16 protein-coding genes and 1 pseudogene are annotated in these 19087 nt (G+C 71.6%); 10 read left to right on the forward strand and 7 right to left on the reverse strand.

Annotation, left to right across the window (positions count from 1 at the left end):
* Positions 1–4 precede the first annotated feature (4 nt).
* Positions 5–613 (reverse strand): NAD(P)H:quinone oxidoreductase, encoded by a 609-nt coding sequence (gene wrbA, locus ACRWNP_RS33115; RefSeq protein ID WP_431968012.1) that lies wholly within the window; start codon positions 611–613, stop codon positions 5–7.
* A 175-nt stretch (positions 614–788) separates the two neighbouring features.
* On the opposite strand from wrbA, the gene ACRWNP_RS33120 reads away from it, so the two are divergent.
* Positions 789–1262: a MarR family winged helix-turn-helix transcriptional regulator gene (locus ACRWNP_RS33120; RefSeq protein WP_431968013.1), complete on the forward strand. Its 474-nt coding sequence runs from the start codon at positions 789–791 to the stop codon at positions 1260–1262.
* A gap of 419 nt (positions 1263–1681) precedes the next feature.
* Positions 1682–2257, forward strand: a complete 576-nt coding sequence (locus tag ACRWNP_RS33125; RefSeq protein WP_431968067.1) for a CGNR zinc finger domain-containing protein — start codon at positions 1682–1684, stop codon at positions 2255–2257.
* A gap of 85 nt (positions 2258–2342) precedes the next feature.
* On the opposite strand, the gene ACRWNP_RS33130 is transcribed toward ACRWNP_RS33125, so the two are convergent.
* Both ACRWNP_RS33130 and ACRWNP_RS33135 read right to left on the reverse strand, forming a co-directional pair.
* Complete coding sequence (locus ACRWNP_RS33130; protein ID WP_431968015.1) at positions 2343–3041, reverse strand: cytochrome b/b6 domain-containing protein; 699 nt, start codon at positions 3039–3041, stop codon at positions 2343–2345.
* Positions 2983–3657, reverse strand: coding sequence for a molybdopterin-dependent oxidoreductase (locus tag ACRWNP_RS33135; RefSeq protein WP_431968069.1), 675 nt, complete (start codon positions 3655–3657; stop codon positions 2983–2985). The genes ACRWNP_RS33130 and ACRWNP_RS33135 overlap by 59 nt, the downstream gene beginning before the upstream one ends.
* Positions 3658–4506: 849 nt before the next feature.
* Here ACRWNP_RS33135 and ACRWNP_RS33140 point away from each other — a divergent pair.
* From ACRWNP_RS33140 to ACRWNP_RS33175, 8 genes are all read left to right on the forward strand, one after another.
* Positions 4507–6456 (forward strand): N-acetylmuramoyl-L-alanine amidase, encoded by a 1950-nt coding sequence (locus tag ACRWNP_RS33140; RefSeq protein ID WP_431968017.1) that lies wholly within the window; start codon positions 4507–4509, stop codon positions 6454–6456.
* A gap of 161 nt (positions 6457–6617) precedes the next feature.
* Entirely contained in the window at positions 6618–7076 is a 459-nt protein-coding gene (locus tag ACRWNP_RS33145; protein ID WP_431968019.1) for a hypothetical protein, read from the forward strand.
* A gap of 82 nt (positions 7077–7158) precedes the next feature.
* Entirely contained in the window at positions 7159–8604 is a 1446-nt protein-coding gene (locus tag ACRWNP_RS33150) for a glyceraldehyde-3-phosphate dehydrogenase (RefSeq protein WP_431968021.1), read from the forward strand.
* Between the two features lie 127 nt (positions 8605–8731).
* Complete coding sequence (locus tag ACRWNP_RS33155; RefSeq protein WP_431968023.1) at positions 8732–9472, forward strand: GNAT family N-acetyltransferase; 741 nt, start codon at positions 8732–8734, stop codon at positions 9470–9472.
* Positions 9473–9693: 221 nt separating this feature from the next.
* Positions 9694–10419 carry a DUF2625 family protein gene (locus ACRWNP_RS33160; RefSeq protein WP_431968025.1) on the forward strand — a complete coding sequence of 242 codons (726 nt, stop codon included), beginning with the start codon at positions 9694–9696 and terminating at the stop codon, positions 10417–10419.
* 96 nt (positions 10420–10515) lie between these two features.
* Entirely contained in the window at positions 10516–11724 is a 1209-nt protein-coding gene (locus tag ACRWNP_RS33165; RefSeq protein WP_431968027.1) for a serine/threonine-protein kinase, read from the forward strand.
* A 357-nt stretch (positions 11725–12081) separates the two neighbouring features.
* Positions 12082–13383 carry a hemolysin family protein gene (locus tag ACRWNP_RS33170; RefSeq protein ID WP_431968029.1) on the forward strand — a complete coding sequence of 434 codons (1302 nt, stop codon included), beginning with the start codon at positions 12082–12084 and terminating at the stop codon, positions 13381–13383.
* On the forward strand, positions 13380–14411 hold the full coding sequence (locus ACRWNP_RS33175) for a hemolysin family protein (protein ID WP_431968031.1): 1032 nt from the start codon (positions 13380–13382) through the stop codon (positions 14409–14411). The genes ACRWNP_RS33170 and ACRWNP_RS33175 overlap by 4 nt, the downstream gene beginning before the upstream one ends.
* 105 nt (positions 14412–14516) lie before the next feature.
* On the opposite strand, the gene ACRWNP_RS33180 is transcribed toward ACRWNP_RS33175, so the two are convergent.
* From ACRWNP_RS33180 to ACRWNP_RS33195, 4 genes and pseudogenes are all read right to left on the reverse strand, one after another.
* Entirely contained in the window at positions 14517–14756 is a 240-nt protein-coding gene (locus tag ACRWNP_RS33180) for a twin-arginine translocase TatA/TatE family subunit (protein ID WP_431968033.1), read from the reverse strand.
* Positions 14757–14815: 59 nt separating this feature from the next.
* Complete coding sequence (locus ACRWNP_RS33185) at positions 14816–17362, reverse strand: Pls/PosA family non-ribosomal peptide synthetase (RefSeq protein ID WP_431968035.1); 2547 nt, start codon at positions 17360–17362, stop codon at positions 14816–14818.
* Positions 17363–17684: 322 nt separating this feature from the next.
* A pseudogene (locus ACRWNP_RS33190) lies at positions 17685–18043 on the reverse strand (FAD-dependent monooxygenase); the annotation flags it as partial.
* A 437-nt stretch (positions 18044–18480) separates the two neighbouring features.
* Positions 18481–18909, reverse strand: coding sequence for a VOC family protein (locus ACRWNP_RS33195; RefSeq protein ID WP_431968037.1), 429 nt, complete (start codon positions 18907–18909; stop codon positions 18481–18483).
* Between the last annotated feature and the right edge of the window lie 178 nt (positions 18910–19087).

Below are 19087 nucleotides of genomic sequence, written 5' to 3' on the forward strand. Positions count from 1 at the left end.
CGGGTCAGGCAGCCTTGAGCTGCGCGGCGACCCGGACGACCCGCTCGGCCTGGACACGGGCCGCGGTGCGGGTGACCTCGTCCACGGGGTTGTTGCCCTGGCCGTCCACGTGGGAGGTGCCGTAGGGGTTGCCGTCGATGAACTTGGACGGCTGAGTGAAGCCCGGGGTCACCGTGATGCCGCCGAAGTGGTGGATCGAGGTGTAGAGGGCCAGCAGCGTGGCCTCCTGGCCGGCGTGCGCGGTGGCGCTGGAGACGAAGGCGCTGTAGACCTTGTCGGTCAGCTTGCCCTCGGCCCACAGACCGCCCAGCGTGTCGATGAACTGCTTGAGCTGCGCCGAGACGTTGCCGAAGCGGGTGGGGGTACCGAAGATCACGGCGTCGGCCCACTCGACGTCCTCGGGCGTGGCGTGCGGGACGTGCGCGTTCGCGGCGTGGTGGGCGGCCCAGGCCGGGTTGGTCTCGATGGCGGCCTGCGGGGCGAGCTCGGCCGCCTTGACCAGGCGCACCTCGGCGCCGGCCTTGACGGCGGCGTCGTGCAGTTCCCTGGCGATCTCGGTGATGGTGCCGGTCGAGGAGTAGTAGACGATGGCGAGCTTGACGGGGGTGGCCACAGGAGGCACTCCGTTTCTTTCGTCGTGTTGCGATGGGGGATGATCGAACCGGCACTAACCGACCGGTCGCCTATCCGAAACTAGATGACCGGTCGACAACTGTCAAAAGCGGGTGTTCGCACGGAGTGCCGATCGCTGAGGTCTCATTGATCCGTCAAGGAGCTAAAGTGGGGGCATGGCGTCCACGAAGCAGCAATTGCAGCCCCTCAGCGCGAGCGAGGAAGCATTCGTGCGTGCGCTGGGCCGGGTGCTTCTGGAACTCCCGCGTGCCGTCGACGCCGACATGGTCGAGGGGGCCGGGCTGGCGCTCTCCGAGTACACGCCGCTGATGTACCTCTCCGAGACCCCGGGGCGCGCGATGCGGATGAGCGAACTCGCCGCCGCCTGCAGCCTCTCCCTCAGCGGGATGACCCGCGTCGTCATCCGGCTGGAGAAGCACGGCTGGGTGGAACGCGTCAAGTGCGTCGAGGACGGCCGCGGTTGGAACGCCGTGCTGACGGACGCCGGGCTCGAGCGCCTGGAGCGGGCCTGGCCGACGCACCTCGCCAGCGTGCGACGCCACCTCGTCGACCACTTCGGCGACCAGGACCTCGCCGCGCTGACCATCGCGCTGCGCCAGGTGGCGGCCGACCGGGGCGACCGCGCCTGACCCCGGCCGCCCGGTCCGGGAAGATCGTCGTCCCGTCCACCCTACGACGCCCTCCGGACCTGGTCCGGCTCCAACAGGGGTACTGCCGGACCCCTGTTGGAGGGGTCCCCTCTCCTCCGACCTGTTTTCCCGGTGTTTGCCTGGAGAGCGGGCACCCATTCCCCGCTCCGCAGGGCGCGGTGCATGGTGCACAGGAGGGCGGACGCGATGACCTGGCAGGCACGTATCACCACTCCGTGGACCCGCGCAGCTCCGCACGCCTGTGGCAGTCACCCTCGGCATGCTCGCCGCCGCGCCCGCGGTCATCCCCCTGACCGCGGGGCGGCGGCGAGCGACCGGCGGGAGGAACGGCGGGTAAGGGCGTGGCGTCGGCCGGGGGCCTTGCCCTCTTGTTCGTCACCTGTCAAAATGGTGACATGATGCATGTGTTCAAGTGCGGCATGCCCGTGCTGGACTTCGTGGGAACGCTGAGGCGTCGCCGCAATCCGGAGCCCCAGGAGATGCTCACGACGCCGGAGAGCCTCGACGCCTGGTTCCGCGAGTCGGGGCTCGTCGACGGGGACGTGCTCGCGCAGCCGTCCGACGTGGCGGCGGCGGTCTCCCTGCGGGAGGCGGTCTTCTCACTGATCAGGTCCGCCCTGAACAAGGAGGCCTACGACGCCGACGCGCTCGCGCTCCTCAACGCGACGGCACGCACGCCGTCCGCCGTCCCGCAGCTCACCCGGCAGGGGCGCCGGGTCGAGGCGACACCGCAGCAGGCGCTGTCGTCGCTGGCCCGGGAGGCCGTCCGGCTCCTCAGCGGCCCGGACGTGGAGCTGATCAAGGAGTGCAGCAGGCCGGAGTGCACGCAGATCTACCTCGACCGCTCTCACGGCAGCCGTCGTGAGTGGTGTGCCATGGACCCCTGTGGCAACCGCGTGAAGGCGGCGGCGTACCGCGCGCGCAAGAAGGCGGCCAAGCCGCCGTTGGCCGCGTCCGGCGCGCGGAGCGAATAGCCGCCCGATGTGCCCGGGTGGGCGGGGCCCCGTTCTCCGGGGCCCCGCCCACCCGGGCACATGTCCGTGTGCGGCAGGCCGGCGGTCAGCGCTCCCGCGTGTCCTTCGTCGGCGGGCGGTCCTCGTCCAGCCAGTGGGCGTGCCAACGTCTCGCCCACCCGAAGGACACGTACCCCGTGCGCATACCGAGCCGGGCCTGCGGGTCCTGGAACGCCTTGCGCATGTGCCCGATCACCACCAGGGCGATCGCCCAGGCCAGGACGTCGTGCACGAAGATCGCGCTGGTACGCGAGACCGCCGGCAGCAGTCCCGTGAACCACATCAGCAGCCCGGTGGCCGTCATGACCAGGACGGCTCCGGCGAGCCAGCCCGCGTAGAGCTTCTGGCCCGCGTTGAACTTGCCGGCGGGACGCATGTCCGGCGACGTCAGACGCCTGCGCGCGGCCCGCAGCCAGCGCTTGTCGTACGCGGCGAAGCGGTTCAGCCTGCGCAGGTCGGCGCGGAAGGCGGGGGAGGCGAGCCCGAGCAGGAAGGGCAGCGGCAGCAGGATCCCCGACCACTCGTGGACCGTCGCGACCAGATGGCGGCGCCCGACCAGCTGGGCCAGCGGCCCCAGGTAGAGGCAGGCCGCGGTCACCAGGCACACCAGCATCAGCAGTCCGGTGCCGCGGTGCACCCAGCGTTCCGCTCGGGTGAACCTCAGGACGCGCCCGGAGACCTCGGAGTCAGGCGGCCTGCGCGTCGCCACGCCGGTCGGCCCCGTCGAGCCAGCCGTCGACGTCATAGCCGTACTCCTCCCAGTAGCCGGGGATGACCTCGTCGGTCACGGTGATTCCGGACAGCCACTTGGCCGACTTGTAGAAGTACATCGGCGCGGCGTAGAGCCGGACGGGGCCGCCGTGCTCGTGGCTGACGGGCTTGTCCTGCATCTTCAGGGCGACCAGCATGTCGGGGCGGCGGGCCTGGGTGAGGGTCAGGCTCTCGGTGTAGACACCGTCGAAGCACGTGAAGTGGACCGCCTTGCCCTCGGGGCGCACCCCCGCGGCGTCCAGCAGGTCCGACAGCGGTACGCCCTCGAACGGGGTGTCCGCCACCCGCCAGCCGTCGGTGCACTGCACGTCGCGCACGATCCGCTTCTGCGGAAGCGCGCGCAGGTCGTCGAGCGTGTACGTCCGGGGACGGTCGACGAGGCCGTTGACCTTCAGACGGTAGGTCCGCGAGTCCTTTCGCGGCACCGAGCCGACGACGCTGTAGTAGCGGAAGCCGCCCGGGTTGGGGAGGACCCCGGTGAGCCCGGTGGGGTCGGCCTGCGAGGCGGCGCCGAGGAAGTCCTCCCAGCCGCGCTGCAGCCAGGGCGCGGCGGCGACGCCGGCGACCCCGGCGCCGAGCATGCCGAGCATGGCCCGGCGCGCCACGGGGGCACCGCGCCCGGGCCGGTTCTCCTGGTCGGCCACGGTCACCACCCCCCGTTCCGGGAGACGGCCCCGGCGGCTCGCGCGCCCACCACGACGTCGTCGCATTCCAGAGCCTGGCTCACGCAGCCTCTCCTGTTCCGGCGACGCGAGGACCAATGCGTCACCTGTTGAAGTGGTGATGACCCTCGCACGGAGGCAAGTCACCTGTCAAGAAAGTGATGAATTCCGAGGGGTGAGACGCGTTCCCGGAGTGGAGTCGCGAATGCCCCGATTCGATCCGTTGTGGCCCCGCAGTTGTTTGCAGGCTGCAGCGCTTTCCTGATCTACTCCTTGACGCAGCAAGCGCTATTGGCCGGGGTCTGCCGCTCTCGTGTGCACGCCCGTCCGGACAAGAAGAGGGATCTTCGTGAGCTTTCACCGCCGGGGCGGGGACGCGCCGGGGCGTCGTGCGACTGCGATGCACCGGCCGAATTCGTCCGCCGACGCGGCCTGTGCCCTTGGCTCCCTCCCGGTTTCCCTTCACGGGTGCGGGAGTTGTGGTGGGCAATGGGAATTCGGCTGATGGACCCCGGTGCTTTTCCCGCTCGCCGTCCGGTGGATCCGGCCGGCCGCCAGCGTGGAAAAGCCTGTGCGTCGGCGCCGGTCAGCACCGGTGCCGGCCGTCCGGCCCGGAGTGCGACTGGCGAACCGGGGTGCTGTGGCTCGATCGTGACGGCGCCTCGGTTCCAGGAGTTTCGGGGTGAGTGACGCCGCGAGCCTTCCACGGGACGGCGACACGTCATACCGACGTGTTGCCGGGGAATTGGCCCATTCGTTCAATATTTGGGATCGTTCATGACATCAGAGACAACCACCCGCCGGCACGCCAGGCGGCGCGGGCCCGTCCTGCTGGCCGCGGCCGGCGCGCTGGTGGTCGCGGGCTCGGTGGCCTTGCCGCTGACGGCGCAGGCGACCGGCGCCGGGCCGGCGGACACCGCCCGGCAGCGCGACTTCGCCGCGGCGGCCGACGAGTACCACGTGCCGGAGCAGCTGTTGCTGGCCGTGGCGTACCAGGAGTCGGCGTGGGACGGGCACGCGGGCGGGCACAGCACGAGCGGCGGTTTCGGGCCGATGCATCTCACCGACGTCACCACGCAGATGGTGGCCGGCGGTGACGCCGGAGCGGCCGGCCGCGCCGACATCGCGTCCTTCGTCGCGGACCCGGCCCAGCACACCCTCCAGGCCGCGGCGAAGCTCACCGGTCTGTCCGCGCGGGAACTGCGCAGCGACCCGGCCGCCAACATCCGCGGCGGTGCGGCGCTCCTCGCGTCGTACCAGAAGGCCACAGCCGGATCCGCCTCCGCCGACCCCGGCCACTGGTACGGGGCCGTCGCCCGGTACAGCCAGGCCTCGCAGCGGCAGGGTGCCCAGGCGTTCGCGGACCGGGTCTTCGCCACCCTGGCCAAGGGCGCCGGCCGCACCACGGCGGACGGCCAGCGGGTCAGCCTGGCCGCCGCGCCGCAGGTCGAGCCCGCCAGGGGCCAGTTGGCGAAGCTGCACCTGAAGGCCGCCGCCATCACGGACACCGAGTGCCCCACGACCGTGGACTGCACCTTCGTGCCGGCGGCGCCGAGCAACGGCCAGGTCTCCGACCGGCCCGCCAACGGCATCCGGATCGACAGCATCGTCATCCACGACATCGAGGGCTCGTACGAGTCCGCCATCGCCACCTTCCAGGCCCCGGGCAGCTCGGCCGCCTCGCACTACGTGATGCGCTCCTCGGACGGCGCGGTGACGCAGATGATGCCCACGAAGGACATCGCCTTCCACGCGGGCAACTACTCGTCCAACATGCACTCCATCGGCATCGAGCACGAGGGCTACGCCGCGCACGGCGCCTCCTGGTACACCGAGGCGCAGTACGAGGCCACCGCCGAGCTGGTGAAGTACCTGTCCGGACGCTTCGGCATCCCGCTGGACCGGCAGCACATCGTCGGCCACGACAACGTTGTCTCGCCGGACTCCGCCCATGCCTCGGGCATGCACTGGGACCCGGGCACGTTCTGGGACTGGGAGCACTTCATGGACCTCCTCGGCGTGTCCGTCGAGGGCAAGCACGGAGTCGGTGACATCGGCTCGGTGGTGACCATCGCCCCCGGGTTCGAGCGCAACCAGCAGACCGTCGAGATCTGCCCGTCCGACGATCCGACCGGTGCCACCCCCGAGTGCACCGAGGTGACGCAGCCCTCGAACTCCCTGTTCGTGCGCACCGCCCCCAGCAGCACCGCGCCCCTCTTCGGGGACCCCGCGATCCACCCTGGTGGCAACGGCACCGACCGGGTCAACGACTGGGGCAACACCGTGCAGGCCGGCCAGCAGTTCGTGGTCGCCGGCAAGGAGGGCCCCTGGACCGCGATCTGGTTCAGCGGCAGCAGGGTGTGGTTCCACAACCCGCTCGGCGCCAACACCATTCCGGCGCGCGGCGGTTACACCCTCGTCAAGGCCGGCGTGACGCCCGCCACCCCGCCGGTGAAGGTGTACGGCTCCAGCTACCCGGACGCCTCGGAATACCCGGCCGGCTACGGCGCCTCCACCCAGGCCCCGCTGAGCATGTACGACATCCCGTCCGGCCAGGCCTACGTCGCCACCGCGCCGGCGGCGCTGACCGACGACTACTTCAAGGCCGACGGCAAGGTCGTCCTCGGTGCCAGGAAGATGTACACGATCCAGTACAACCACCGGGTCGCCCTGGTGTACGCGAACGACGTCATCGCCACGGTGCGTCCCGCGCACGACGAGCGCTGACGCCCGCACCCCGCGCTGAGGGTGGGGCCCGTGAGCCACGGCTTCCGGGCTCCACCCGTGCGTCGGCACCCGTCCACTCCCCCCACCCGCCCCGCCGGCCGCCCCCGGTCCGGCACCCCGGTGAGCAGCATTCGCCGGCAGCACCACCTCTGGAGCCACAGGTGCGCACAGCACGCCTGTCCGCAGCACTCGCCACCGCCGCCCTCGGTGTCTGCGCCGTCTCCTGCGCGGACGCGCGCCACCGCGGTGAACCGGCTGCCGAGGTGTCCGTGCAGGACCTGCGGGTCGGTGCCGTCTGCTCCTCGCGCTTCGACTTCGCCACCGACGTCTCGTGCGGGCTGGTGGAACTCGGCGACGTCCGCTTCCACTGCGCGGGCGAGCACGACGGTCCCTGTCCCAGGACCCGCTCCGTGACGTTCGAGAACATCGGCAGGACCTCGGTGCGGCTCGTGGCGGTGAGCGGGTCGGCGCCTGGGGAGCGACACGAGACCGTCTCCCGCGCGCTGCCGACCGGGGCGCGCACGGTCGTGGCGCCGCGCGCCGGTGACCGGTACCTCTTCGACGTCCTCCTGCGCGCGGAGGCCGGCTCTGCGGCCGTGGGGGTCGTCGCCGTCTCCTGAGGCCACCGGGTAGGACCCGCGGGAACCGCGAGATGGCGGTGTGGTTAACATATGAGCACCGCCTAGCTCGAAAGATAAGCCTGTGACTGTCAATGAGGACTCGTTCACCGACTGGAAGCACCGCGAGGAGATCGCGGAATCGATGATTCCGATCATCGGGAGGCTGCACAGGGAGCGGGACGTGACCGTCCTGCTGTACAGCCGCTCCTTGGTGAACAAGTCGGTGATCAGCATCCTCAAGGCCCACCGCTTCGTCCGGCAGATCGCCGGGGAGGAGCTCTCGGTCACCGAGACGCTGCCGTTCCTGCGGGCCCTCACCACGCTCGACCTCGGCCCGTCCCAGATCGACATCGGCATGCTCGCCGCGACGTACAAGGCCGACGGCCGCGGTCTGTCCGTGGCGGAGTTCACCGCGGGGGCCGTCGCGGGCGCCACGGGCGCCGACAAGATCGAGCGCCGCGAGCCGCGCGACGTCGTCCTCTACGGCTTCGGCCGCATCGGCCGGCTCCTCGCCCGCCTGCTGATCGAGAAGGCCGGTTCCGGCAACGGCCTGCGGCTGCGCGCCATCGTCGTCCGCAAGGGCTCGGGCCAGGACATCGTGAAGCGCGCCTCGCTGCTGCGCCGCGACTCCATCCACGGTCAGTTCCAGGGCACGATCACCGTCGACGAGGCGAACAGCACGATCGTCGCCAACGGCAACGAGATCAAGGTGATCTACGCCGACGACCCGACGTCGCTCGACTACACGGCGTACGGCGTCAAGAACGCCATCCTCATCGACAACACCGGCAAGTGGCGTGACCGCGAAGGCCTGTCGCAGCACCTGCGGCCCGGCGTCGACAAGGTCGTCCTGACCGCGCCGGGCAAGGGCGACGTCCCCAACGTCGTCCACGGCGTCAACCACGACATGATCAAGCCGGACGAGCGGATCCTGTCCTGCGCCTCCTGCACCACCAACGCCATCGTGCCGCCGCTGAAGGCGATGGCGGACGAGTACGGCGTCCTGCGCGGCCACGTCGAGACGGTCCACTCGTTCACCAACGACCAGAACCTGCTCGACAACTACCACAGCTCCGACCGCCGCGGCCGTTCGGCACCGCTCAACATGGTCATCACCGAGACCGGTGCCGCCTCGGCCGTCGCCAAGGCGCTGCCCGACCTCAAGGCGAGGATCACCGGCAGCTCCATCCGCGTGCCGGTGCCGGACGTCTCGATCGCGATCCTCAGTCTGCAGCTGGCCCGCGAGACCACCCGCGGGGAGGTCCTCGAGCACCTCCGTGAGGTGTCGCTGACCTCGCCGCTGAAGCGCCAGATCGACTTCATCAGCGCCCCCGACGCCGTCTCCAGCGACTTCATCGGCTCGCGGCACGCCTCGATCGTCGATGCCGGCGCCACCAAGGTCGACGGCGACAACGCCATCCTCTATCTCTGGTACGACAACGAGTTCGGCTACTCGTGCCAGGTCATCCGGGTCGTCCAGCACGTCTCCGAGGTCGAGTACCCGACCTACCCGGCCCCGCGGGCCTGACGGCCGGGCGCTCCGGTGCGCCCGGGCGGCCCCCCGACCGCACATCGTTTGCGCGCACCGGCGCACGGCCCGCAGCATGGGCCGCGTGAGAGCGACACCGACATCGATGGGCGGGTACCGAGTGGCCGTGCGGGAAGAAGAGCGCCTGGTCCTGCTCGGGCCGGAAGGACTGCCGGAACTCACGTACGTCGAGGGGGTCCGGGACGGTCGTCCGTGGGCCGACCTCGCGCGGGTGGTGGGGCCCGACCCCGTACCGGCCGTGCTGGCGGGTATGCCGGGGTGGGCCGTGTCGGGTTCCGTGGAACTCGGCGAGCAGCTCGTCCGGCACGGTGCCCGGGTCCTGCGGCACGCGCACGGCATGGAGCGGGACCTCGTCGCCGACCCGCCGCCGCGCGAGTGGGCCTCGGTGCCCCTGCCGGACGGCCTGCGCGTCGTGCCCTGCGACCGGGCGGCCCACGAGCTGTTCCCCGCGTGGCGCGCCGCCTTCTCACCCGGCCATCCCGACCACCATCAGGGCAGTGACGAGGAGGCCCTCGACGCCCAGCTGGCCCCCTTGCTGTCGGGCGCCGTGCTCGGGCCCGTCCTCGCGTGCAGCACCCTTGCCGTCGACGGTGCCGGCCATGTCGTCGCGGGGGTCGTCGTGACGGACCGGGACGGCCGCCCGTGGGTCGCGACGGTCTTCCGGCAGCCGGAATCCCGTTACGCCGGTCTCGGTTCGCGGCTGCTGCGCCGGATGCTGGCGGACGCGGCGGCGGGCGGTCTCGCACGGATCGGCCTGGCCGTGAGCGACGCCAATCCCGCCCGCGGGCTGTACGAGCAGCTCGGGTTCGCCGTCACCGACACCTCGCTCACCGTCCTCGTCCCCTGAGCCGGGGCGGTCGCCGCGGGTGCCGCCGGGGCGAACCCAACCGCCGCGCGGGAACAACGCTGCCTGGGGTCAGGGGCGTTGAGCCGCGCCCCGGCCCGCGCGGCGCCGAGGCAGGTCACTGCCGTGCGCCGGTCCCGCACGGTGCCCCTCGCCGGGGTGGGTGACGCAGGCGTCCCCGCCCCGCGCCCGCTGGGCCGGGACCGGGCTGGGATCATCCTGGGATGCGACAGATCGACGAGTTGACCGACGTGGACACCCCGGCGTGGCCGGAGCTGGAGGCCATGCTCACCGCCGCGCCGGTGCCCGTCCGGGTGCTGCCCGCCGATCGTGACGAAGGGCGCCGTTGCCTGCTGCAACTGCAGGTGACCGCCCGGTCGTCGCTGGGTGCCCTGGTGCTGAACACCGGCGGGGTGCTCCTGGACGACGGCTGGGTGCGGGTGTTCGGAGGTGGTGGGACGCCCGGGGGGAGCCTGCCGAGCCTGGGGCAGGTCAACCGGTTCCCCGCGGTCCTCGACTCCGCGTGGCATCCCGGCACGGGTCTCGTCGTCGGCCAGGACGCGCTGGGCGGGGTGTTCGCGCTCAACGGCCACGAGCCCGCGGCCGCGGGGCGCCCGGGCGAGCCGGGCCAGATGACCTACTTCGCGCCCGACACCCTCGAGTGGGAGGCCATGGAGTTGGGGCACTCCGGGTGGGTCGCCTGGCTGCTCTCGGGGCAGTCGGCGACCTTCTACGACGGGCTGCGCTGGCCGGGCTGGCGTGAGGAGGCCGCGGCGCTCGCCCCCTCGCAAGGGATCGCCGTGTACCCGTTCCTGTGGTCCGAGGAGGCCCACGCCGACCTCGCGGGGACGACCCGGCGGGCGGCTCCGATGCGCGAAGTCCTCGCGGTGGCGGCCGACTTCGCCGAACGCATGGGTCCGGCCGGGCCGGGGTTCCTCGGGCAGGTGTGAGCCCCCCGGCGGTTGCGGCCGCAGGTCATCGCGGGTGCGCGGGTGAAGTACCTTAAGGGGGGTCTGGTTTGGCTCGCGGGATCGAGGTCGTACGACGTGCTGGTGGCGGATCGGTATCGCTTGGACGCGCCCATCGGCCGCGGTGGCATGGGCGAGGTGTGGCGGGCGACCGACGAGGTGCTGGGACGTCCCGTCGCGGTCAAGCTCCTGCTGGGCGACGGTTCCGACCCCTCGGCGGCCGCGCGGTTCCGGCTGGAGGCGCAGACGGCGGCGCGCCTGGGTCACCCGCACGTCGTGGCGGTCTTCGACTTCGGGGCCTGGGACGGGCGGTTCTTCCTCGTCATGGAACTGGTCGACGGCGACAGCCTGGCCCAGTTGCTGGAGGCCGGGCACATGCTGGGCGCCGAACGCGTCGCGGCCGTCGCCGCGCAGGCCGCCGCGGGCCTGGCGGCCGCCCATCAGCAGGGCATCGTCCACCGCGACATCAAGCCGGGCAACCTGATGCTCGACACCGCGGGATCGCTCAAGATCGGCGACTTCGGGATAGCCCGGTTCGTCGACGATCCGGCCGCCGGGCTCACCATGACCGGGCAGATCGTCGGTACCAGCCTCTACCTCGCCCCCGAGCGGGCCCTGGGCCAGACCGCCGGGCCGGCCTCCGACGTGTACGCCCTCGGATGCGTCCTGTACCAGTTGCTGACGGGCCGTGCGCCGTTCCAGGGCGACAGCGCGACGGCCCTGCTCTACCAGCACATCGACAGCGCGCCCGTGCCGCCCTCCCTGCTGGGCGCCGACCTGCCCTCCGCCTTCGAGGAGTACCTGCTCGGGCTCCTCGCCAAGCAGCCGGGGGAGCGGCCGACGGCCCAGGACGTGGCCGACTGGTTCCGCACCGACGCGTGGCGCGCGCACGCCGTCCCTTCGCCCGCCGTCCTGCCACCGCACGGCGCCCCGGACCCGGCGGGCCACCGGGCAGGCACGGCCGCGCTCGTGCGTCCTCCGGCGGTGCGGCCGGCGTCCAGGCGGCGGGCGGCGCCCGCGCAACGACGCAGCGCAGGGGAGTTCATCCGCTACCGGCCCCGCGTCGCGAGCGCCATCGCCGGGGTGGTGGCCTTCGTGGTGGCCGTGATCCTCGGCATGATCTGGTTCTCGCCGGAGAGCAGTTCCGCGAAGACCCCCACCGACAGGCCCGGCGCGACGCCGACCCAGGGGACCGGGTCGGCGCCCGGGGCCGGCACCCCGTCCGACGACCGGAACGGCGGCCAGGGCGGCGACCAGGGCGGCGACGACGCACAGGACGAGGACTGAGGCGGGGACCGGTCAGCCCACGTCCCCTGCGCCCGGTGCGAGCGCACCGGCGGCGACCAGCCCGTTGATCAGCACACCGAACAGCACGCGGTGGATCACGAACGGCGTGAAGCCGTGCGTGGAGACGTACGTGCCGGTCGGGCAGGAAGAGGGGCGTCGCCCGATCGCGCGGAGGTAGGGCGACGTCAGAGGGCCGTTCCCGGTTGACGGCTGTCTTTGCCCTTCCTTTACCATGGGGGAAACCTGCCGTACCGAGCACGAAGAAGGAGCCGCGGTTCCCGCGATGGACCATCCCCCGAGTACCGACCGTGTCATCCCCGGACAGGCCCGCGCAGGCGTGGGAACGGGGGTGACACGGTGACCGAGGTCCTGCTCCTTCTGCTGGCCCTGCTGCTGACCCTGGCCTGCGCGGTGTTCGTCGCGGCGGAGCTCTCCCTGACCACGGTGGAACGCGGCGAGCTGGAACGTTCCGCCGCCGCCGGTGAGCGCGGCGCGGACGGTGCCCTCAAAGCGGTGCGGCGGCTGACGCTGCAGTTGTCCGGCGCGCAGCTGGGCATCACGGTGACCTCGCTGGTCATCGGCATGCTCGCCGAGCCGTCCCTGGCGGTGCTGCTGAGCGGGCCGGTCGAGGCCGTCGGTCTGCCCGAGGGCGCCGCGGCCATGACAGGGACCGTCCTGGGCGTCGTCATCTCGACCGTGGTGCTGATGGTGATCGGTGAGCTGGTGCCCAAGAACTGGGCGATCTCCAGTCCGCTGGCCGTCGCCAAGGTGGTGGCCGGGCCGCAGCGCGGCTTCACCGCGGCCTTCTCACCGCTGATCAAGCACCTCGACGACGCCGCGAACCGTCTGGTGCGCCGGTTCGGCCTGGAACCTGCCGAGGAACTGGCCTCCGCCCGCACCCCCGACGAGCTGCGGGCCCTGGCCCGCCACTCCGCCGCCGAGGGCGTGCTGGAGCCCGACTCCGCCGAGCTCTTCGTCCGCACGCTCCACCTGAGCGAGCTGACCGCGGAGAACGTCATGACCCCGCGCGTGGACGTATGTGCCCTGGAGGCCCACGCGACCGCCGCCGACGCCGCGGCGCTGTCGCTGTCCACGGGCCTGTCCCGCTTCCCCGTCTACCGGGACAGCCTCGACGAGGTGATCGGCACCGTCCACATCCGCGACGTCCTGGCGCTCCCGGCCGGCGAGCGCGCCATCACGACCGTGGGCGCCCTCGCCACGGCACCGCTGCTCGTGCCCGACAGCCTGCCGGTGAACCGGCTGCTGGACCGGCTGCGCAGCCGCCGCACCATGGCCGTCGTCATCGACGAGTACGGCGGCACGGCCGGTGTCGTCACCGTCGAGGACGTCGTGGAGGAGGTCGTCGGCGACGTGCGCGACGAACACGACCCCCAGCAGCGGCCCGACCTCGCCCCCACGGGCGACGGGTCGTGGGAGGCCGACGGCAACGTCCGGATGGACCAGCTCGCCGGCATCGGCCTGACCGCGTCCGACGGCCCGTACGAGACCGTCGCCGGCCTGCTGGCCGCCACCCTCGGCCGGATCCCCGCCCGGGGTGACGCCGCCGAGGTCGACGGCTGGCGCTTCACCGTGCTCAGCGTCGACCACCACGTGGCCGAGCGAGTCCGTGTCGCACGTATCCCCGAGGACGGCCGATGACCGCGCTGCAACTCGCCGTCGGCGCCCTCACGCTGCTGACGAACGCCTTCTTCGTGGGCGGTGAATTCGCCCTGATCTCCGTACGGCGCAGCCAGATCGAGCCGCGCGCGCAGGGGGGCGACAGGCGGGCCCGCAGCGTGCTGTGGGGTCTGCAGCACTTGTCCGCCCTGCTGGCCACGGCGCAGCTGGGCATCACCGTCTCCTCGCTGGTGCTGGGCGCGGTCGCCGAGCCCGCCATCGCCCACCTGCTGGAGCCGGGCTTCGAGGCGGTGCACGTCCCGCACGCGCTGGTGCACCCGATCTCGTTCGTGATCGCCCTGGCGGCGGCCACCTACCTGCACATGCTGGTCGGCGAGATGGTGCCCAAGAACATCGCGCTCGCCGCGCCCGAGCGCGCCGCGCTGCTGCTCGGCCCGCCGCTGGTGGCCGTCACCCGCGCGCTGCGCCCCGTGGTCTTCGGCGTCAACGCCTTCGCCAACGCCCTGCTGCGGCTGCTGCGCGTCGAGCCGAGGAACGAGGTCGCGGCCGTCTTCACCGACGACGAACTGGCCCGCCTGGTCCAGGACTCCAGCGCCGCCGGCCTGCTCGACGCCACGGGCGGCGAGCGCTTGCGCGACGCGCTGGAACTCGGCAGCCGCCCGGTGGGGGAGATCCTCGTGCCGGCCGGCCGCATGGTCACTGTCGGCGAGCGGGTCACCCCGGACGAGCTGGAGCGGACCGCCGTCGCGTCCGGCTACTCCCGCCTGCCGGTCAGCGGCGCCGACGGTGGTGTCCTGGGCTTCCTCCACATCAAGGACACCCTCGGCGTCGCCGAGCGCGACCGCCCCTTCCCCCGGAGCGCCTTTCATCCCGTGATCCGCCTGCGTCCGACCACCCCGCTGGACGACACGCTCACCGCCCTGCGCGCCGCGGGCACGCACCTCGCCGCGGTCACCGGGGACGACGGCACGCTGCTCGGCTACGTCACCATGGAGGACGTGCTCGAGGAACTCGTCGGCACGGCCGGGGAGGTGGAGGAGGCGGCCTGAGTCGCTGCCCGGCGGTTCCGCGCGTCGTGGTGGGCGAGGTGGTGGCCGCAACGCAACCGCAACCGCACACCGTTCCGGCCGCTTCAGCTCCTGCTGCCGTGGGGCTCAGCGCGCGGTGCCGTCCGGCTCGTCCGTCCTGCGGGTCACATCCCCGGGGGCCGCCCGGATGACGCGCGGGGCGGGCCGCTCGGCGGACGGGTCGTCGTCCGCCTTCATCGCCGCGGCCTCGCTCCTGAGGATGCGGGTGGCCTTCCCGGCGGAGCGGACGAGGCCGGGGAGCTTCCTGATGCCGATCAGGACGATGACCACGATGAGCAGCAGGGCGAGCTCGCTGAGGCCGAACATCGCGGGGTTCCCTCCGGTTGGTCAGGGCGCGGTACGCCCGTGCGACGACCCTGTGGAAACTACAGCACTGCGGAGCCCGGGCGGGCCCCGGCCGCGGCGCCCCGCATCTCCCGGGCCGGGTTGCCGCCCCAGTGGGCCCGCTCCGGCACCTCCTCGCCCTTCATCAGGAAGGAGTCGGGCGCGAGGACCGCGTCGTCGCCCATCGTCACGCCGTAGTGGACGAGGGCGCCCACGCCGACGGTGCACCGGCTGCCCAGCGTGGTGCGGTCCGACTTGAAGGTGCCGTCCTCCTGCGAATGGCACTGAATCCGGGTGCCCTCGTTGAGGACGCATTCGTCGCCGATGGTGACGAGGGACCGCTCGGGCACGTAGCAGCCGTCGTCGAAGACCCGGCTGCCGATCCGGACGCCGAGCAGCCGCCAGACGACGGTCTTGAAGGGCGTGCCGTTCAGGACCGCGATCGCCTCGGTCGGGTTGGTGATCTTCCAGTAGCGTTCGTGCCGCCAGAAGGGACGTTCGTAGATCGAGCAGTACAGCGGCCGCAGACCCTTCCGGCCCGCGGCCGCGCGCTCGGTCAGCGTCATGCCGGCGATGGCGAACAGCACCGTGAGGACGTTGGCGAACGCGATCACCGCCGGGCCGAACGCGTCGTAGAGGTCCGCGGCGACCGACACGACCAGGGCGACGCAGAAGAAGAACAGCCACCGCGACAGCAGGTGCAGGGCCATGGTGCCGGCGTTGTGCCTGTTCTTGGCCGCCAGGCGGCGGCGGAAGGTCCGGCCGTCCTTCAGGTGGTCGAACCTGCTGTCCCGCAGGACGGACCGGGGGATCTCGAAACTGGGCGAGCCGAGGAGGCCGACGCCTTCACGGACCTTCCCGTCGAGCGGGACCATCACCTTGGTGGCCAGGAGGCAGTTGTCACCGGTCCTGGCCCCGGAGGGGAAGGCGATGTAGTTGCCGAGGAAGTTGCGCGGGCCGATCGCCGTCCCGGACGTCCGGAAGGACGTGGCCGTGTAGTCGGTGTTGATGACCGACAGCCCGTCGGCGATCATCGTCCCCCTGCCGACGCTGGTCAGACAGGGGTTGTCCTGCCGCACCGTCAGGCCGAAGTTGGAGCCGGTCTGCTCGACGTCGCCCAGGTCGTACCCGAGGCGGCTCAGATAGGGGACGATCGCCGAGCTGTCGCCGAACAGGACCTTGTGGAAGCGCCGGTTGGTGAGGAACCCGATGGCCCGGTGCGCCCCGTAGCGGAGGCCGAACAGGGGGTAGTCGGTCCCGGGCCGTACGAGGAGCGCAAGCACGCGCGGCACGCTCACCGAGACCAGGGCCCCCAGGACGACGGCGCCGAAGAAGAAGATCGCGGACGCGGCGAGAGCGTCGGCGTAGAACGCCGGGCTCGTCAGCGCCATGGGCCCGGGTCGCAGCAGCGCCTGGAACTGCGGGACCGCGGCGATCAGCAGGACGATGCCGCCGACGGCCACGGGGACGTACACGATCAGGGCCGTCAGTACCTGGGTCGTCGCGTAGGCGGCCCTGCGGACGGTGCCGCAGCGGGCGGGACGGGCCGCACGGCGGTAGTCCACCTCGGTCGGCTGGGCCGGGGAACCGTGCCAGCGTTCGCCGTCGGGCACGGACTGGCCGGCGTGCAGCGAGGACGAGTGCCCGAGCTGGGTGCCGTCGCCCATGGCGGTCCCGATGTCCAGGACCGTCGCCTCGCCGATCAGCACGTCCCTGCCGAGGGTGACCGTTCCGGTCCGGATCACTCCCGACTGCGCCCGGTAGCAGTTGAGGAAGGCGTCCTTGCGGATCACCGTGCCGTCGCCGACGGTGAGCAGGTCGGTGCAGACGGGGACATGGCGCGTCAGTATCGTGACGCGGCGTCCGATCCTCGCGCCGAGCGCCCGCAGGTAGAGGGAGTAGAGCGGGGAACCGGCGAACAACGCCAGCGGGTTCGCCCGGATCAGCGTCTTGGCGCACCAGAAGCGGACGTACGCCAGGCTCCAGAGGCGGATCTCCCGTGGACGCCACCGGCCGACGAGCGCCCACTTGGCCACGATGGGCAGCACGCACACCCCGGCGAAGACGGCGGCACCGAAAGCGACCGCCCTCAGGTAGGTGCCGAGCAGCCCGGAGCCGTCCGCGATCCACTCCACGCCTTCCGCGAAGACGAGGGCCGCCGCATAGGAGTAGGTGAGGAAGAACAGCAGTTGCAGCGTCGCGCACAGCACGTAACGCGGCGTACCCGGCGGCTTTCCCATCGTGGCCGGCGCGTACGGTGCCGCCGCCGGGGCGGCGGCCGGGGCGGCGGCCGGGGCGGCGGCCGGGGGCGGGGCGTCGGCGAGGGCCGCCGCCAGGCTCCTGACGGTCGGGTGGCGGTAGACGTCCTTGATCGAGACGGACGGCACGTCCTGACGCTTCCTGAGCCGCGCGCAGAAGCGGGCCATCACCATGGAGTCCGCGCCTAGGTCGGTGAAGAAGTTGCCGTCGAGCGGGACCCGCTCGGCCTGCACGACCGGGGCCAGTACCTCGGCGAGGATCCGTTCGCGGTCGGTGGCCGCGGACTCGTCGGGATCGGGGGTCAGGACGTCGACCGGGATGTCCGCCATGCCGGCTCCATGAGGGGTGCGAATCACGTGCGGTCGAGCTGAGCGCCGAGGCGGCACCGCCTCGGCCGACGTCCGAGCGAGCGATCCGGAATCTGTGGGTGGGCCGTGTGTCCGGTATCGGTGATGTGTGTATCGTACTGGCAGTCTCGGTCCCGGGCGCCACGGACGCCAACCGGCCGGGCCGTCGCCTACGGCGACTGCGGAGCGCTCCGGGTGCGGCACCGCTGCTCGACGGGGAGCGGATGGCTGCTGGGTCCACGTGTTCGTCGCCCTCGATGACGCCCTGATCGTAGGACGGCACGGTGTCCGGATCCTGCTCGCGCCGGTCGAGCAGCAGACCGCGGCCGCCGTGCATCAGCTCGTACAGCCGCCCCCCGCCTCAGTCCCACGTCCCGCAGCCGCCGGCCCGAGCAGTTCGTGGCCCTCACCGAAGTCGTAGCGGACCGCGATCGCGGTGATCTTCTCGATCAGACGCCGGTTCACCTCCTCGAGGTCCATCAGCTCCGCCAGCAGCCGGCGCACCGCCTGGGGACCCGGCTCGGTCGACAGCAGCTGCATCCGCGCGCGGGTGTTGTCCAGCACGTCGGCGGCGACCGGATGCCGTTCGGCGTGACAGCTGTCCAGCAGGCCCTCCGGCGCCCAGCCGTTCACCGCGGCGGCGAGCTTCCAGCCGAGGTTGAAGTCCAGGGCCGTCGCTGCATCCCGCTCCACCCACGACTCGTAACCCACCAGGTCACGCGAGGTCGCCGCCCAGTAGTCACCCGTGAAGTTCTTCTGCCCCTCGAACGCGATGAACTTCCGGACCGGGACGGCAGGTTCGAAAGGTTCATCCCAGTAGCGGGCCAGTGAACCAAGCCGTCCAACCCCGTCGACGCCGGCGCACCCCACCTGACGTCCGACGCGTACTCCCAGGCGGCTCCCGACCGCGCAGGCTCGCTCACGGCCACCTCCCCGACGCCCATGCGCCTCGCTGTGAGCGTCGGCCACCCGGCGTGAGGCCATGCCCAGACACAGAAGGCGTCACCCCATCGAGCGACCACCCGTTCCGTACACCACGAGAACCAGATCACTTGAGACCACAGACCAGGTTCTCTCGTACGGGGACACGTTCACGGCCCTCAGTCGATACAGAACTCGTTACCCTCGATGTCCAGCATCGGGATGCACGCATCGTTGCCGTCGTACAGCGTCTGCACGTGTACCGCGCCAAGCGGGACCAACCGTGCGCATTCGGCCTCAAGCGCGGCCAGGCGCTCTTCACCCACGAGTCCGGTGCCGACCCGCACATCAAGATGAACCCGGTTCTTGACGGCCTTCCCTTCGGGGACGCGCTGGAAGTACAGCCGCGGGCCCACACCTGAGGGATCAATGCAGGCGAACCATGAATCCCGCTGCGCAGGTGGCTGCGAGCTCTTGAAGTCATCCCAATTGACAAACCCCTCCGGCGGCGGCGGTATGACGTACCCCAGCACCTCGCACCAGAAACGGGCGAGGCGCTCAGGTTCTGCGCAGTCGAAGGTGACTTGGAACTTCTTGATCGACGTCATCGGCCCACCATATTGGCGCGTGCCGTTCACGGTTCCACCGCGTGCGGGTCGAGGTCTCGCGTGACATGAGCAGCGTCAACGGGCCAGATCACCTGAGACGACGAGCGAATCGGAGCAGTTCGCTTGAGACAGGGGACCAGATCGACAGAGACGGGACAACAGGTCACGCGCGTGTCCT

It is taken from the genome of Actinacidiphila sp. bgisy160 (assembly GCF_965342435.1).
GTDB lineage: Bacteria > Actinomycetota > Actinomycetes > Streptomycetales > Streptomycetaceae > Actinacidiphila.